This window comes from Luteimonas sp. MJ250, from assembly GCF_039548455.1.
In the GTDB taxonomy this organism is placed as follows: domain Bacteria; phylum Pseudomonadota; class Gammaproteobacteria; order Xanthomonadales; family Xanthomonadaceae; genus Luteimonas.
In genome coordinates this window covers 169,113-184,266 of sequence record NZ_JBCLVB010000012.1, presented here as the reverse complement: position 1 = coordinate 184,266, position 15,154 = coordinate 169,113, and the positions used below count along the sequence as shown (strand labels likewise).

Here is a 15,154-nt window from a genome sequence, read left to right as displayed (position 1 = left end):
TACCCCGATTACGTGGGTGGAACCGGCGGTCTGCGCGTACCGTGGAATCGCTCCAGGGCGGCCACGACCTCCTCAGCCTCGTCGACGCATGTGAACAAGGTGGCGTCCTTGGGTTCGATGTAACCTTCGTCAACCAGATAATCGAAGTTGACGGCGCGGCTCCAGAACGAGCGTCCTACCAGAACAACTGGAATAGGCGCGATCTTCCCGGTCTGGATCAGGGTCAGCACCTCGAACAGTTCGTCCAAGGTCCCGTACCCCCCAGGGAAAGCAACGAGGCCACGGGCGTGCATCAGGAAATGCATCTTGCGTATTGCGAAATAGCGGAACCGGAACGCGAGCTCCGGACTGATCCAGGGGTTGGGCCCCTGTTCGTGCGGGAGCGTGATATTGAGTCCGATTGAGCGCGCACCGACTTCGCAGGCGCCCCGGTTTGCCGCTTCCATGATCCCCGGTCCACCACCGGTCACGACGACGAAGTCCTTTCGCTCTTCCCGCTGGAAGCGCAATGAAATCAGCTGCGCGAAGCGGCGCGCTTCCTCGTAATACCGTGCCTGGGAAGCACGACGCTTTGCCAATCCCAACGCGCGCGCCAGCGCCACGCTTCCCGGGTTCTCAAGTACGCCACGTTCCAGCGTGGCCACCCATGCCGCTGCGGTGTCTGGATCGGTGATCCGGGCACTCCCGAACACCACCACCGTGGAGCCAACGCCCTCGGCGCGGAGTGCACGCTCTGGCTTGAGAAGCTCCAGCTGCAGTCGCAATGCCCGTTGGGCGTCCTCGCCCAGCAGCGCGGGGTCTTCGTGCGCGAGTCGGTAAGTCGGCGATTGGATGATCGCCTGCAGGCGTTGTGCAAGGTCCGACGGCAGGCTCATCGAGCAACTTCCCGGAAGCCGATCGTGGCCTGCTCGCCCAACGCCGGGACCGTCACGCGCCACCCCGGCCTATCCCGCAATGCATCTGCCAACGCCTGGGATGCCTGGGCCTCACCATGGACCACGAAAGTCCGTGACGGCGGCCTGCGAAATCCGCCCGTCCACTCCAGCAGCGCAGCGCGGTCTGCATGCGCGGATAGACCGTCGACCTGGTGGATCGCGGCGCGGACCGGTAGATCCTGGCCGAGAATTCGCACTTGGCGCGCGCCATCGACCAAACGCCGACCGAGTGTGCCGTGCGCCTGGTAGCCGGGGATCAGCACACTGCACTCGCGGCGTGGCAGGTTATGCAGGAGATGGTGCCGGATCCGGCCGGCATCGCACATCCCGCTGGCAGAGATAATGATTGCGCCTCCGCGGATGCTGTTCAACGCGATCGATTCCTCGACGCTCGCCGTGAAATGAAGCCACGGGAGGTTCTGTCCCTTCGCATGCCAGTCGGCGAGCGCTTTGGCCTGCTCATCGAAGAGCCGCAGATGCTGTCGAGTGATGCGGGTCACTTCGGTGGCCATCGGTGAGTCGACGAACACCTTGAGGTGTTCCAGTCGTCCCTGGCGGACCAGCTGGTGGAGCTGGTAGATGATCTGTTGCGTGCGGCCGACCGCGAACGCAGGAATGATGACGTTTCCGCCCCGTTCGCCGAGAGTGCGCTTGACGATTGAGACCATCTCTTCCTCGACGCCGGCCAGATCGGAGTGCATGCGATTGCCGTAGGTCGACTCGATGACCAGGACATCGGCGTCTTCGATGGGCGTTGGATCACGCACTATCGGCCGTCCGGGCTGCCCAAGATCACCGCTGAAAACCAGCTTGGTCGCGCCATCACGTCCCTTGACCCAGATTTCGACGATGGCCGAGCCGATGATGTGGCCTGCATCCCGGAAGCGACAACGAACCTCGGCGCATGGGGCCAATTCGCTTTCATAGTCCACGGGCTGGACCTGCGCCAGGCAATCCACCACGTCGCGCTGGGTATAGATCGGCGTCGCGTCAACCCTGCTTGGCCGCCGAGACGCGCGCTTGGCGTCACTTTCCTGGATATGGGCGCTGTCAGGCAGCATCACCCCAAGCAAGTCCGCCGTGGCCGTAGTCGTGTAGATGGGGCCACGAAAGCCTTCTTTAACGAGTTTGGGCAGCAGGCCGCTATGGTCGATGTGGGCGTGGGTGAGCAGAACGAAGTCGATCGAATCCGGATTGAAAGCGAACCTGACGCGATTGCGCACGGCGGCTTCGCGTCCTCCCTGAACCATGCCGCAGTCCACGAGGAAGCGGGTTTTCGCTGCTTCCACCAGAAAGCACGAGCCGGTCACTTCGCCTGCGCCGCCGAGGAACTGGATCTTCATGCTGCCTCCCAGCCGCCACCAAGGGCCTTGTACAGGGCCACCAGGTGCACTGCGGCTGCGGTATGGGCGCGCGTTACCGCGGCCTGCGCCTCATGCAATTGACGCTGGGCGACGAGCAGTTCGCCCAATGCGATGACGCCCAGCGCATGTCGCTTCGCGGCGTGGTCGTAGCTACGCTGGTTGGCCTCAAGCGCAAGCTGGTGCTGTTGCAGCGCCTTCAGGCCCGCCTGGTAGTTGGCCAGGGCCGTTTCAGCATCGCCCAACGCCGCCAGCACTGCCTGTTCGTAGGCCAGTGCCGCCCGCCACTGGGCTGCCTCGCGCGCACGAATCTCCGCACGCACGCGCCCACCGTCGAACACGCGCCATGAGATCATCGGCAGCACGCCGTAGCGAAGACTGCCGGAATCGAACAGATCATCCGCGTCGAGCGCCTGGAAGCCACCTCCCACGCCGATCGAAAGCTTTGGAAACAGCTCAGCCGTTGCTACGCCGATGTCGGCGGTGGTCGCCGCGAGCTGCCGTTCAGCCACCAGCACGTCAGGCCGGCGGCGCAACAGGTCGGCACGCTCGCCTACCGGGATCTCGGCCAGCGGCGGCAGACCTGTCCCGCCTTCCACCAGTTGCGGGCCGCGTTCCGGCGGTTCGCCCAGCAGCACCGCCAGGGCCAGGCCGGCTGCGCGCTCACGGGCGCGAATGCCGGGAAGCGCGGCTTCAGCGCTGGCCAGTCGCTCCTGCGCGGCGTCCACGTCGGCGAGCGACACGTCGCCCGCTGCCTGGCGCACCTGAAGAAGTACCAACGCATGGCGCAACGCTTCCACCGCTGCCTGTTGCGCCCGCACCTCCTGCCTGGAACCGCTCGCCGTGAACCAGGTGCGGACCACTTCGGCGGCGATACGCATGCGGACGCCCTCTGCCTCAATGACGGCGGCGTGCAAGCGCGCGTCCGCACCTTCCAGCGCACGCCGATTCCCCCCGAACAGATCCAGCTCCCAGCTCGCGTCAAACCCGACGTCATGGATTGTTTGTGTGCTGTCCATCCCGGGAATCGCCCCGATCGGCAGGGAGCCGTTCTCGCTTTGCCGGCGGCGGCTGATGCTGGCCCCCGTCTCGACGACTGGCGCCAGGTCTCCGGCAATCCGGTCACGCACCGCCCTCGCCTCCTCGATACGCGCGGCCGCCTGGTAGATGTCTAGGTTCTCGGCAAGCGCGGCGTGCACCACGCGTTCGAGCATCGGGTCGCCCAAGGTGGACCACCAGTGCGCATAGTCGTCCGCCCCCGACCCTGTGACGACGGGCAGGCTCCAGCCGCTTCCGGTATCCACCGGTGGTGGTTCGCGATACTCCGGGCCAACGGTGCATGCGGTCAACACGGCACAGGCCAGCCCAAACGCCAGCGGCCAACGGAGCACCGCTCCGCGATGACGGGCCGCGGCTGCGAAAAGTGCGAAAACGCGAGATTTCAGGAGTGTCATTGCAGTCGTGCCCGGACAAAGATGGTGGCTGCGGTCAACGTCACCAGCGCGATTGCCGCCAGTGGCCACAGGTTGGACAGGATGTCGGACGGCGGCATCGCCTTGAGGACGCTGCCGTGCACGATCACGAGAAAATGGGTAAGCGGGATGGCCTGCGCCAGCCACTGCAGCGCAATCGGCATGTTTTCCACCGGAGTTGCGAAGCCGGACATCAGCACCGCCGGCACCCCAATGGCAAAGGCGCCCAGGATGGCTTGCTGCTGGGTCTTGCTGACCGCGGAAATCATCAGTCCGATGCCGACCACGGACAGGATGAAAAGCACCAGGCTGAGTATCAGCAGAAGGAACGACCCGGCGAACGGGATACCAAACACAAACGCACCGGCCGCGATCATCGCCAGGCCCAGGACGGTTCCGATGGCCAGCGCCGGCAGCGACTTGGACACGATGATCTCGAAGGTCGAAGTCGGTGAAACCAGCAGCTGGTCAAAGGTGCCAAGCTCCCGCTCGCGCGCAATCGACAGCGAGGTGAGCATCAGCGCACTGAAGAACGCGAGGATGCCGACCAGGCCAGGAACGATGAACCATCGATAGGTCAGGTTCGGGTTGAACCAGTGGCGGACCACCAATGGTGGAGCAAGCGTGGGATCGAGCTCGGCCCCGATCCCGGCGGCGATGGAGGACAGATAGCCCACGACGATCTGGCCGGCGTTGCTGCGCCGGCCATCGACCAGCACCTGGATCCGTCCACTGTCACCTGCGGCGATGGCGCGAGAGAAGTCCGCAGGGATGTTCAATCCGGCAATCACGTCACCGCGATCGATCAACTGGCGCAGCTCGCCCTCGCTGCGAACGGCATGCACTTCCGAGACGAACCCCGCCCCGTCCAGGCGTGCCACTAGTTCGTGCGACCAGCGACCCGTGTCCTGGTCGTGCACGGCCAGACCCACGTCGGTCACCTCGAGCGTGGCCGCGAATGCAAAGATGAACAGCTGGATCAGCGGCGGCGCAAAGACCACCATGCGGCTGCGCGGATCACGCAGGATGCTGAGTACTTCCTTGACCACCTGCGCGCGCAGGCGGGCCAACACCAGCGGGGAGCCTTGTCGCGCCATCGGTCAGAACTCCAGGTTCTTGCGCGTGGCCCGCTTGGCCAGCACGAAGAACACCACGCCGATGGCCGCCATTGCGAGCAGATCGGGCACGAACACGGCCCAGGTGTCGCCGGCCAGGAAGACGGTCTTCAACGAGGACACGAAGTAGCGCGCCGGGATCAGCCAGGTGATGGCCCGGATCGGTGCCGGCATCGAGTCGATCTCGAACAGGAAGCCTGAGAGCATGAACGCGGGCAGGAAGCCGGAGAACAGCGCGATCTGCGCGGCCAGGAACTGGTTGCGCGCCAAGGATGAGATCAGCAGGCCCTGCCCTAGGGCCGGCACCATGAACACCGCCGACAGCAGCATCAGCGCCGTGAGGGATCCGCGCAGGGGCACATCGAACACGAACACCGCCAGCGCCGTCGCCCCGAGCGTGGACACCATTCCCAGCACGAAGTACGGCAGCAGCTTGCCGACAAGGATTTCCACCACCGAGGCGGGCGTGGACATTACCGCTTCCATGGTCCCGCGCTCCCATTCCCGCGCGACCACCAGTGCGGTCAACATGGTGCCGATGATGGTCATGACGATGGCGATCGCGCCCGGGACCAGTGATCGTCGGCTCGCCAGCTCCGGGTTGAACCAGTAGCGGGGCTCGAGCACGATCGCTGACGATGGCATGCTCCCCGCCCTGCCCTCGCGCCAGGTCTGCACGACGCCCTGGGCATAGTTGGCAACAAAATTGGCCGTGTTGGGCTGGGAGCCGTCGGTAATCACCTGTACCAGCGGCTGGTTGCCGGGGGCAGCCAGGCGCTGTTCGAAATCCTGCGGTATGACCACGTACCCGCGGAGCCGCGAGGCCACCACTTGATCGCCAACCTCCCGGCGGTCGTGGGCAAAGGTCACGTCCAGGAAGCGGGTCGACGCGAAGGCCGCAGCCAGCTGCTGGGCGGACACGCCCGGTGATTCCACCACGACGCCGATGCGCACCTTGCGGATGTCCAGCGACACTGCGTAGGCGAACAGGAACAGCAGCACCGCCGGGAGCACGAATGCAATCAACAACGTGGACGGGTCCCGCAGCGCCTGCAGGCTTTCCTTGCGTACCAGCGCCGCAAGCCGACGCGCATCGAAGCTGCGCATGCCCGCAGGCGCCCTTGCAGACCGGCCGGACCCATCCGCACCGGTTCGTCGTTCCTGCGCACTCACGCCGCGACTCCAGGTGCGGCTTCGTCTTCCAGGTCGGCGGACTCCACCAGGTGGATGAAGGCGTCCTCCATCGTCGGATCAGGATTGTCATCGTCGGCCGCGCCGGACTTGAGGGCGTCCGGCGTGTCGAGGGCAATCAGCCGCGCCTGGTACAGCATCGCCACTCGGTCGCAGTACTCGGCCTCGTCCATGAAATGGGTGGTGACCATGATCGTGACCCCCTTGCGCGCCAGGCCGTTGATGTGGGTCCAGAACTCCCGGCGGGTGATCGGGTCGACGCCGGAGGTCGGCTCGTCAAGGAACAGCACCGGGGGCCGGTGCATCAGCGCGCACGCCAGGGCCAGACGCTGCCGGTATCCCAGCGGCAGTGATTCAGGCGCCGCCGCCAACGCGTGCTCCAGGTCGAAGGTCTCGATCATCTCGTCGATGCGGGCGCGCTTCGTTGCACCCTTAAGCCCGTACACGCCGGCCGAGAACTCCAGGTTCTGGCGCACGGACAACAGCCCATAGAGCGAAAATTTCTGCGCCATGTAGCCGAGTTGGCCCTTGGCGGCACCGGTCGCGCGACCCAGGTCCAGGCCGACTACATGCGCCTCGCCTTCGCTCGGCTTGAGCAGGCCGCACAGCATCTTGAACGTGGTGGATTTTCCGGCCCCGTTGGGGCCGAGCAGGCCAAAGATCTCGCCCTTGCGAACCTCGAAGCTCACCCGGTCCGTGGCGGTGAAGTCGCCGAAGCGCTTGGTCAGGTTCCGGCAGGAGACCGCGATGTCCGAGTCAAGCTGCACCGTCGGCATGCGCTCGGCCAGTGCCGAGGTGCCGCCGGGTCCGCCACCAAGCAGGTCGATGAATGCATCCTCGAAGCGGGCCGGCACGGGCACCAGGTGGGCACCGATGCGATGGGCCAGTTCCTGGACCTCCTCCGTCATGGTGTCCTCCCGGAGCACCAGCCGAACGCCGGCGCCCTGGATCACTCCGTCGCCAACGCTCGTCAGATCCAGCGCTTCGGCAAGCACGCTACGGCGCTCCTCACCCACTTCGTCCAGCCGGAAGCTGCGGCCATCGAGGCATTGCGTCAGCTCATGCGGAGGCCCGGCGAAGGCCAGCTCGCCTTCATTGAGCAGCAGCACCGTGTCACAGCGCTCGGCCTCATCCAGATAGGCGGTTGACCACACCACGGCCATGCCTTCGTCGGTCAGCGCCTGCACCATCCGCCACAGGTCCTGGCGGCTCACCGGATCGACGCCCACGCTGGGCTCGTCCAGCAGCAGCACCCGCGGGCGCGCCATCAGCGCGCAGGCCAGCCCGAGCTTCTGCTTCATGCCGCCCGAGAGCTTGCCCGCCAGGCGCGTGGTGAAGGGCTCCAGGCGGGTGAACTCGAGCAGCTCGGCGAACAGTTCGTCGTTGCGCTCGTCGTCCATGCCGCGCAGACGCGCATACAGGCGCATGTTCTCCATGACCGAGAGGTCTTCGTACAGGCCGAAGCGCTGCGGCATGTAGCCGGTGGCGACGTGGATGGCGTCGTTGTTCGTGACCACGTCGAAGCCGGCCACCCTCACGCGCCCGGCGTTCGGCCGCAGCAGGCCGGTCATGATCCGCATCAGGGTCGTCTTGCCGGCACCGTCCGGACCGACCAGGCCGGTCAGGCGGCCATAATCGATCCGTGCATCCAGGTTCCGCAGCGCCTTGACCGCGCCGAAGTGTTTGTCGACGCCGTCGATGTCCACGGCCACGCCGTCATCGGGGTCGTGTGTCGCGGCTTGCGCCGGGGCGGGGCCGGCCATGTCAGGAGCGGCCCTTGTCTGCGTCCGTCGCGACCGACGGGGACGCGGCGTCAACCTCCACGGTGACCGGCATTCCCTGGCGCAGGCCGCCGTCCACCTGGTCCTCGTCGATGACCACGCGCAGGCGGTACACCAGGTCGGTGCGCAGGTCCGGCGTTTCGACGGTTTTCGGCGTGAACTCCGCGCGTGGGGAGACGAATCCGATCTGGCCCCGGTAGGCCTTGCCGGATGAGTCGCTGCGGACCAGGACCGGGGTGCCCGGGGCCACGCGCCCAAGGTCGGGCTCGCCGACATAGGCTCGCACGTACACCGGCCGGTCCAGACTGAGGGTGTAGACCGGGGTCTGGCTGGCGACCATGCTGCCGGGCTCGCGGACCCGCGTGATGATCGTGCCATCGGCGGGCGCGAACAGCTCGGTATCGGCAAGGGCCGTCAGCGCCTGGTCGCGCGCGGCCTGAGCGGCGGCCAGGCGCGCCTCGCCGGCGGCGATGTCCTCGCTGCGAAAACCCTCCACCGCCTGCGAGAGTGCCGCTTCGGCCGCCCGGACGCTCGCAACCGCCTGGTCGCGGGCCGCGCGCGCCGCGTCGACCGTGCTCTGGCTGCTGGCGCCCGAAGGCAGCAGGCCCGCCTGGCGTTCGTAGTTGCGCTCGGCGTCGGTGGCTGCCGCCCGCGCGCGGTTCAGGGCCTCCTGGGCCTGTGCGACTTCCTGCGGACGCAGGCCGCCGTGAAGCTTGTCGACTTCGGCCTCGGCAACCCGGACTGTCGCCTCGGCCGCGGCCAGCGCATCTTGGTAAGGCCGGGTATCCAGCAGCGCCAGGCGGTCACCGGCGGAAGCGGCATCGCCTTCCTCCAAGCCCATCTCCACGACCCGCCCCGGCTGCCGGAAGGCCAGCTGGACCTCACGGATGTCGACGTTTCCATAGAGCACCAGGGCGTCGTCGCCGCCGTCGCGCTTGAGCCAGAGCACCGCGATGGCAAGCACCAACAGGGCCGCAACGCCAAGGACAACCGCCCGCCTGCCGGCAGGGGGAATCCTGCGGCCGCTCACTGACCACCCCCGCTGATCCCGCGGCGGTAGATGGAGAACACGACGCGTGCATCCCGACGGATACGGGCGACATCGCCTGCCACCATCGCCTGGATCACCAGGCCCTGGATCGTCCCGATGAAGAGCAACACCGCCCCTTCCACGTCGAGTCCCGGCTCCAGCTCACCGGACTGCTTGCCGGCCTCGATCAGACGGCGCAAGCGCTCGCCATAGCGGGCGATCAGGGTCTGCACCATTTTCCGGGGCAGCGTATCGTTGGCTCGTTGCAGTTCCCCAAACAGCATCCGCGGCACGCCGGGGTGTTCGGCCACGAAATCCACGTGGGCCATGAACACGGCCTCGAGTGCAGCCAGGGACGACGGTGCTCCGTCGGCGGCCCGATCCACGCGCGCCAGCAGGCGCTCGGCGACCCAGGACAGCACGGCCTGCAGGATTGCGTCCTTGGTCGGAAAATGGCGGAACAACGCGCCGTGGGTCAGACCCATGCGCTCGGCAATGGCGGCGGTCGTGATATCGCTGGGGTTCTGCTCGGCGGCCAGTTCGATCACGGTCTCGACCGTGATCGCACGGCGCTCTTCAGCGGAAAGTCGGGTCGCGCGCTTGTTCATGCCGGTCGATAGTAAGTGAGTGCTTGCTTACTCTATCCACCATCGCCAGCATTGGCAAGCGGTTTCTGTCCCCGGTTCTGGATGCGACGATGACTGGCTGGCATACGGCATCCCGCGGCAGGTCAGCACGCCCAGGTAGGTCGAGCCAGCCGGCCGCCAAGGTTGCCCGAGCGCGGGCGAAGGATGGGGCATTTCGTCACCCCTGCTAGTCTTACACGACTAATCCGGCAGCCTGCCAAGCGGTCCATGAGCCAGGCACATTCGCCACGTGCGCGAACCCGTGACGTCGCAGCAGGCTGGCCGCGATCGAGGCTCGGTAGCCCGTGCCGCAGTAGACGGCGATGGTCTTTTCACGGTCGAGTTCCTCGAGTTGCTGCTCAAGATGGGCGACGAATACGTGCCTCGCACCTGGCACCCTGCCTTTCGCGACTTCGGCGTCGCTGCGCACATCGAGCACCAGGACGTCTTGTTCGAGCCTCCGCCGGTCGAGTTCGTGCACGGTCCACTGATCGATGCGCTCCAGCGGCAGACCGGCGTTCTGCCAGTCCGTCATGCCATTGCGAAGGAACCCGGCGACATCGTCGATGCCGATGCGATGGAGGTGCAGCGCCGCCTGGTAGGCGTCCTGCGCCTTCTCGGCGACAAGCAGTACCGGGCGATCCGCGTCGAGCATGCGCCCAGCCCAGTTTGCGAACGGATCCCGCAGCGCGATGTTGATCGCGCCTTCGACGTGCCCGCCACCAAACGCGAGGATCGAACGCACGTCCACGACCTGCGCGTCCTCGGCCGCATCTCTGAACGCATCCGGCGCGAGCGGTGGCGGAATCGGTGCGCCGCCGCCCAGGGGGGCACCCTGCCCGTTGAGCTTCTTGATGCGCGCGTAATGGCGGGGTGGCTCGGGCATGTCCTGCAGCAGCCACTCCACGAACCCGTCTTCATCTCGCGGTTCGAGGGCATCGCTGAACACACGCTCGTTACCGATGGTCGATTGCCGACGGTCGCCGATGGACTTGCCGCACGCGGAACCAGCGCCGTGGCAGGGATACACCTCGATGCGGTCGCCCAGCGGCACCAGCGTCTCGAACAGGGAGCTGTAGAGCTGCCGCGCGAGCGCCCGGGTCTGCTCTTCGCCGAGCAGGTCGGGCCGGCCCACGTCGAGGTTGAACAGGGTGTCACCCGTGAATACCCCGAACGGCGCCTCGCCCTGCATCTCGTCGCGAAGCAGCAGCGAAATGTGTTCGGGCGTGTGGCCCGGCGTGTGCAGCACTTCCAGGCTCGTGGCGCCGAGCTCGAGCCGCTCGCCTGCACGCAGGAGCCGTCGCTCGAAGCCGTAGTCGTCCGAAACGGGACCTGCGATCCGGGCGCCCGCCCGCTCGGCGAGTTCGTGGACGCCCGACACGTAGTCGGCGTGGATGTGGGTTTCAATGGCGTACGCCAGGCGCACGCCATTGGCTCGTGCGCAGTCCAGGTAAACCTCGATATCGCGGCGCGGGTCGATCACCGCAGCGATGCCGGCGTCGGTATCACCGATCACATACGAGATCTGCGCGATTCCATCGGTGTAGACCGGCTCAAACAACAGGCTCATCGCAAGGCTCCTGTGAAGACGAGGCAGTTTTGCTGTCTGCTGTGCGGTCAGAACCTAGGCTCACGGCCGTGAAGCTCGTATGACCTTAAAACCGGCAGCGAACATTCCACCAGCCTTTCGCATCCCAGCTTTATTCGGGCAACGCGCGCACCTGTACGGGCTTCCGGCGACCGGGCTGTGGTTCTTCACCGTCTACGGCCCTTGGGGGCGGCAGGACAGGTGGCCCATGTTGTTTGCCAGGGCGATCCTGGCCGGCGAACCCATCAACGTGTTCAACCACGGCAGGCACACCTGAAGCTTCACCTACATCGACGACATCATTGAGGGCGGCCTGCGAGTGCTGGACACGCTTCCGCTTCCTGATCCGCAGTGGGACCAGCGCTTGCCCGATCTGGCCTGCAGCCCAACCGCGCCGTGCCGATCGGTCGCGCTGCTCGGCTTCATCCAACTGCTGGAATCGTGCCTCGGCAGGGAAGCGTCATGCGGTTCCTTCCCATGCAGCCGGGCGGCATGCCCGATAGGGAGTCCGACGAGTCCACGTCGGCCCACGCGGTCGGCTACCCGATGGTCAGTATCGAAGAAGGGGTCGCGCGCTTTGCGCAGTGGTATCTCGAGTACATCGACCACCGAGAGACACTACCGCACTGCACAGCTAACCGCTCCGCGCGCAGTGAGTCCATGCTGACCTGACGCTTGGTCCACTCGCCACTCCAGCCATACGGGACCGACGTGGAGCCACGGCCCCGTGGCGTATCTCAACGTGCGCTTAGTTCGAGCGTGGCCCCTATCCCCGATACCGCTCCCCTAATCCCCCCGCATCCTCCGCCCTGCCCCGTTCTACGTCCACTTCCAGCAGAGAGTGGCCGCCACTCTCTCCGCGCCAAATCAATAGCTTACGAAAGATGAAAATTTGCACGCAACTCCAAACGCACGAATGTCAGTCTGCGGCTTCCGGTCCATTCCGCGTCCTGGAATCATGGAGAACATCACATACGATCTGCTGTTGACTCCGGATCTAGGCGATCGTGGGACTGCGTCGAATGAGTTCTACCCCACGCGGTTCTGCCTCGGCGCGCCGGGGTTGTTTTTGCGAGATTTGGCAACAGCTTGTTGCCAAATTGCACCGCGGCAGGAAATCGATTCGATCCTCCTGGGGCACGCCGCTTCTGCTACATGCGGCCACGCACGGCAAGAGCAAGCATTCCTCAGCGCGGTAGCGGGGCGATCGGTGGAGCTTGATGCTCGCGATCCGCACATCCTCTTGCGCCTTCTTGGCCGTCTTGGCCGTCTTGGAAGGCGCGCAGCGAACCGATGGCGCCGAGCAAGTGGCCACAACATCCTGATGCCTGCCAGTAACGCACGGTACGCCAACCGGGGATCGTCTTCGACCCAGTTTGCCGGGTTATCCACGATCCGCGCCGTGGAGTCATCCAGCCTCGCGGGTACTGCCGGGATACGGCGTTGCCGGCCCATTCCATCCGTCCGCAACTTTGCTCCATTGGGCAACAGCTTGTTGCCCAAATCACCTTGAAGTCCGGGGCATGGCAACGGCAGCGAGATTGATCTCCAAGATTGACTGAAACGATCATCTGGCGAAGGCGGATTCACGGGCAGGGCCGACCCAGGTCAGACATCGCGGCTGCCCCGCCCTCCTAGCCCGCAACTATCTTGCCGCTTCTCCCGCAACAGGGATCGCTTCCATGTCCGCCATGACCTGTTCGTGCGGAATGCCGGCCGGGGGCGGCCAGCACGGCTTTGACCCTCGCCCGGAACCAGCGTCCGAAGCGCTCCGCGGCCTCAGCGCTCTCGAATTCGGACACGATGAGGACCGAGATCGGCCATCGCCGCAACGTGCCCCCCATTCAAGCCGAGTCGCCATGCCAAGGCTTGGCTGACAGCTGTTGGCCAATTGCCGAAGGCGCCCTGCCATACCCCCGATAACGTCCCCTAATCGCCCCTCCAGAGGGATACCAACTGCAGGGCGGCTGGCGGGCGAGTCTCCACGATGTAAGGGCAGCCGGACTACTGAGCAGGTTCTCTTGGCTTGGAAGCCTTGGTCGGGGGCTCTGCCGCGCCCGCTGCGATCCTGATCCCCTCCTCCGGTGACAAACCGAGTGCTCCGGTCAGTTGCAGAAACTCCATTACGTCCAGCCTTCGGGCACCAGCTTCGATTGCCGAAAGGCGCTGCTGGGGCCACCCCAACTGTAGGGACAGCTTGGACTGAGAGATCCCTGCCTTTTCACGGAGGGTTCTGAGGCTCTCAACGAACCGTCGGTACTTGGGAGAGTAGATCGTCTTGGTTGGCATGGTCGCACCGGTGGAGGGCGACCATGAAATCTATGGCACAGCTACCGATTACATGAAAATCGTGTAGACTTCGGCCAAGGTGCTCCCTCCCGGGAACCGTCCCCGACGTCCGGCTCAGAGACATGGTTCTGTACTTGGTAAATCCCGCTGTCGAGATGCCGCTCGAACTCTACGTCTCGCATCAACTCGAGGAAGCGCTGTCCATCCAGTACGAGCGCATCAAAGATGGCCGAGTTCGCGACACGTTCGTTAAACGACTCGAGAAACGGCTTGAGGCACTACTCAGCGATAGCATCGACTGGGACATCAAGGCACCAACCGAGGCACAACTCAGTTACGCGCGTCTTGTCTCCAAGCAAGTGGGAGTGCCGCTACCTGGCGAGGCGGAACGGTTTCGGTTCCATACCGCGATGTTCCTGGAAACCTACGCGAGTCAGGCGCGAGAGCCATCGACCACGGCCGAACTTACTGCGAAAGATGCGAGCCAGAACGCCACGAATCATGTCTTGCCGGGCACACCCCCAGAGGATGTTGGGTGATCGGATTCGTTCGTTGGTCCGGGGGATTGGAGATGCTACCACCGCATCGAAGACCTGCAACCTTGCTATACGAGCTCCTGCGCGACAAAACAATCGCCAAACTCACCCCACCTTTGGTCCAGAAGTGAGGGGAATTACCTACAACTTTTATGTACGGTTTCTGGCGGCGCTGCGCTGATCGCCTTGTCGTATGCAGTCTTCATATCAAGCTGAATACTTTCCGGCGGGAAATCCACGTATCCATAGCGGCGGAGCACGGACAGCCCCCAATCCTTGCCGATAGTTTGACTGGCCACGTGGCCCGCGGCACGCGGATCCTGACAGCCGGGAGCGACCTTGAGCCTCGGCATGAACCCAAACTGCATGTCCATTCCGAGATCTCCAGCCAGCATGCGCCGCCGCTCGCGCGTGGGACCGGCGTTCTCGCCACGAATCACGCCATGATCTTCCAGGATCGCCACGTAGGCGCTCAACAGGCTCGTCATTTCATAAAACTCGTTGATCGGTACATCGATGACCAAGCTGTCGCTCGAGGCCAGAGGAAAAACAAACAAAGAAAAGTACGCGATCAATGGCAACCGATAGCTCAATACCGGCGTGCTCACGCACGTCATCAGCAAAATCCGGTGCAAGGACAGGCCGACGCGAAAACGCTGCTTACTGTCACCCGCTTCGCAGGCCTCTTTCAGCAGAAGCACCGCGGCCGCGAGCGAATCCAGTCCGATCGCGTGGCCCTCGAGGCTGGATAGCATGCCTTGACCAACCTTGCGTCGCTGGTACCTATCGAACCCCAGCAATTTCCTGACGTACAGACTCTCCTGAACACCCACCTGCAGCGTGCGCAAGCCTGCATCGATCTGATCGCCGACGGGGTTCACGATGTTCAGCATCGCCCAGACCGACGCGTCATATATCGCCGTTGCTCCGGGCACCACTTTTTCGACCGCTGCGAGCGTGGCTTGACCGGGACAATGCAGGCCCGCTGCGTACTTTGGCCACATGTTGTGGTTGTAAAAGCCGGGCGAAACACCGCCATAGGTTTCTGGCTGGATGAATTTACCAATGGCGTAGGGAGTTTCGTACTTGCGGTCGACGTTCTTCTGTAGGTACTCGCGGACATGCTCGAACCATGCAGCGCTCCGGAGGATGTCGATCGCGGCGACGACCTGCCTCTCTAATGGCATGGAATCGCTCAGCTTTCGCGCCATGATCTCCAATCGGCGTCTC

The 15,154-nt window shown here is 64.7% G+C and carries 13 protein-coding genes; 2 read left to right on the top strand and 11 right to left on the bottom strand.

The features are described from left to right. Positions 1-8: 8 nt before the first annotated feature. The 9 genes from WCE37_RS10545 to WCE37_RS10505 all read right to left on the bottom strand — a co-directional run bounded on the left by WCE37_RS10545 (position 9) and on the right by WCE37_RS10505 (position 11,081). Positions 9-875 (bottom strand): TIGR00730 family Rossman fold protein, encoded by an 867-nt coding sequence (locus WCE37_RS10545; protein WP_343279319.1) that lies wholly within the window; start codon positions 873-875, stop codon positions 9-11. Further along, positions 872-2,278, bottom strand: a complete 1,407-nt coding sequence (locus tag WCE37_RS10540; RefSeq protein ID WP_343279318.1) for an MBL fold metallo-hydrolase — start codon at positions 2,276-2,278, stop codon at positions 872-874. Before WCE37_RS10540 ends, WCE37_RS10545 begins: the two co-directional genes overlap by 4 nt. Further along, positions 2,275-3,750, bottom strand: coding sequence for an efflux transporter outer membrane subunit (locus tag WCE37_RS10535; RefSeq protein ID WP_343279317.1), 1,476 nt, complete (start codon positions 3,748-3,750; stop codon positions 2,275-2,277). The genes WCE37_RS10540 and WCE37_RS10535 overlap by 4 nt, the downstream gene beginning before the upstream one ends. Next, the gene (locus tag WCE37_RS10530) at positions 3,747-4,838 is read right to left on the bottom strand and encodes an ABC transporter permease (protein WP_343279316.1); all 1,092 of its coding nucleotides are present in this window, start codon (positions 4,836-4,838) and stop codon (positions 3,747-3,749) included. The genes WCE37_RS10535 and WCE37_RS10530 overlap by 4 nt, the downstream gene beginning before the upstream one ends. A 30-nt stretch (positions 4,839-4,868) precedes the next feature. Then, a complete protein-coding gene (locus WCE37_RS10525) occupies positions 4,869-5,990 on the bottom strand; it encodes an ABC transporter permease (RefSeq protein WP_343279315.1) in 1,122 nt (373 codons plus the stop codon). A gap of 62 nt (positions 5,991-6,052) precedes the next feature. Further along, entirely contained in the window at positions 6,053-7,837 is a 1,785-nt protein-coding gene (locus WCE37_RS10520) for an ATP-binding cassette domain-containing protein (protein WP_343279314.1), read from the bottom strand. A gap of 1 nt (position 7,838) precedes the next feature. Beyond that, positions 7,839-8,885 (bottom strand): secretion protein HlyD, encoded by a 1,047-nt coding sequence (hlyD, locus tag WCE37_RS10515; protein WP_343279313.1) that lies wholly within the window; start codon positions 8,883-8,885, stop codon positions 7,839-7,841. After that, the gene (locus WCE37_RS10510) at positions 8,882-9,493 is read right to left on the bottom strand and encodes a TetR/AcrR family transcriptional regulator (protein WP_343279312.1); all 612 of its coding nucleotides are present in this window, start codon (positions 9,491-9,493) and stop codon (positions 8,882-8,884) included. Before WCE37_RS10510 ends, hlyD begins: the two co-directional genes overlap by 4 nt. Before the next feature lie 211 nt (positions 9,494-9,704). Next, positions 9,705-11,081 carry a rhodanese-like domain-containing protein gene (locus tag WCE37_RS10505; protein WP_343279311.1) on the bottom strand — a complete coding sequence of 459 codons (1,377 nt, stop codon included), beginning with the start codon at positions 11,079-11,081 and terminating at the stop codon, positions 9,705-9,707. 480 nt (positions 11,082-11,561) lie between these two features. Between WCE37_RS10505 and WCE37_RS10500 the strand changes: the two genes are divergently transcribed. Continuing rightward, entirely contained in the window at positions 11,562-11,771 is a 210-nt protein-coding gene (locus WCE37_RS10500) for a hypothetical protein (RefSeq protein ID WP_343279310.1), read from the top strand. Positions 11,772-13,103: 1,332 nt separating this feature from the next. Here WCE37_RS10500 and WCE37_RS10495 read toward each other — a convergent pair. Continuing rightward, on the bottom strand, positions 13,104-13,388 hold the full coding sequence (locus tag WCE37_RS10495; RefSeq protein ID WP_343279309.1) for a helix-turn-helix transcriptional regulator: 285 nt from the start codon (positions 13,386-13,388) through the stop codon (positions 13,104-13,106). Positions 13,389-13,510: 122 nt separating this feature from the next. Between WCE37_RS10495 and WCE37_RS10490 the strand changes: the two genes are divergently transcribed. Then, positions 13,511-13,927 (top strand): hypothetical protein, encoded by a 417-nt coding sequence (locus WCE37_RS10490; RefSeq protein WP_343279308.1) that lies wholly within the window; start codon positions 13,511-13,513, stop codon positions 13,925-13,927. Positions 13,928-14,061: 134 nt separating this feature from the next. On the opposite strand, the gene WCE37_RS10485 is transcribed toward WCE37_RS10490, so the two are convergent. Next, positions 14,062-15,135 carry a hypothetical protein gene (locus WCE37_RS10485; RefSeq protein WP_343279307.1) on the bottom strand — a complete coding sequence of 358 codons (1,074 nt, stop codon included), beginning with the start codon at positions 15,133-15,135 and terminating at the stop codon, positions 14,062-14,064. Positions 15,136-15,154: the final 19 nt, after the last annotated feature.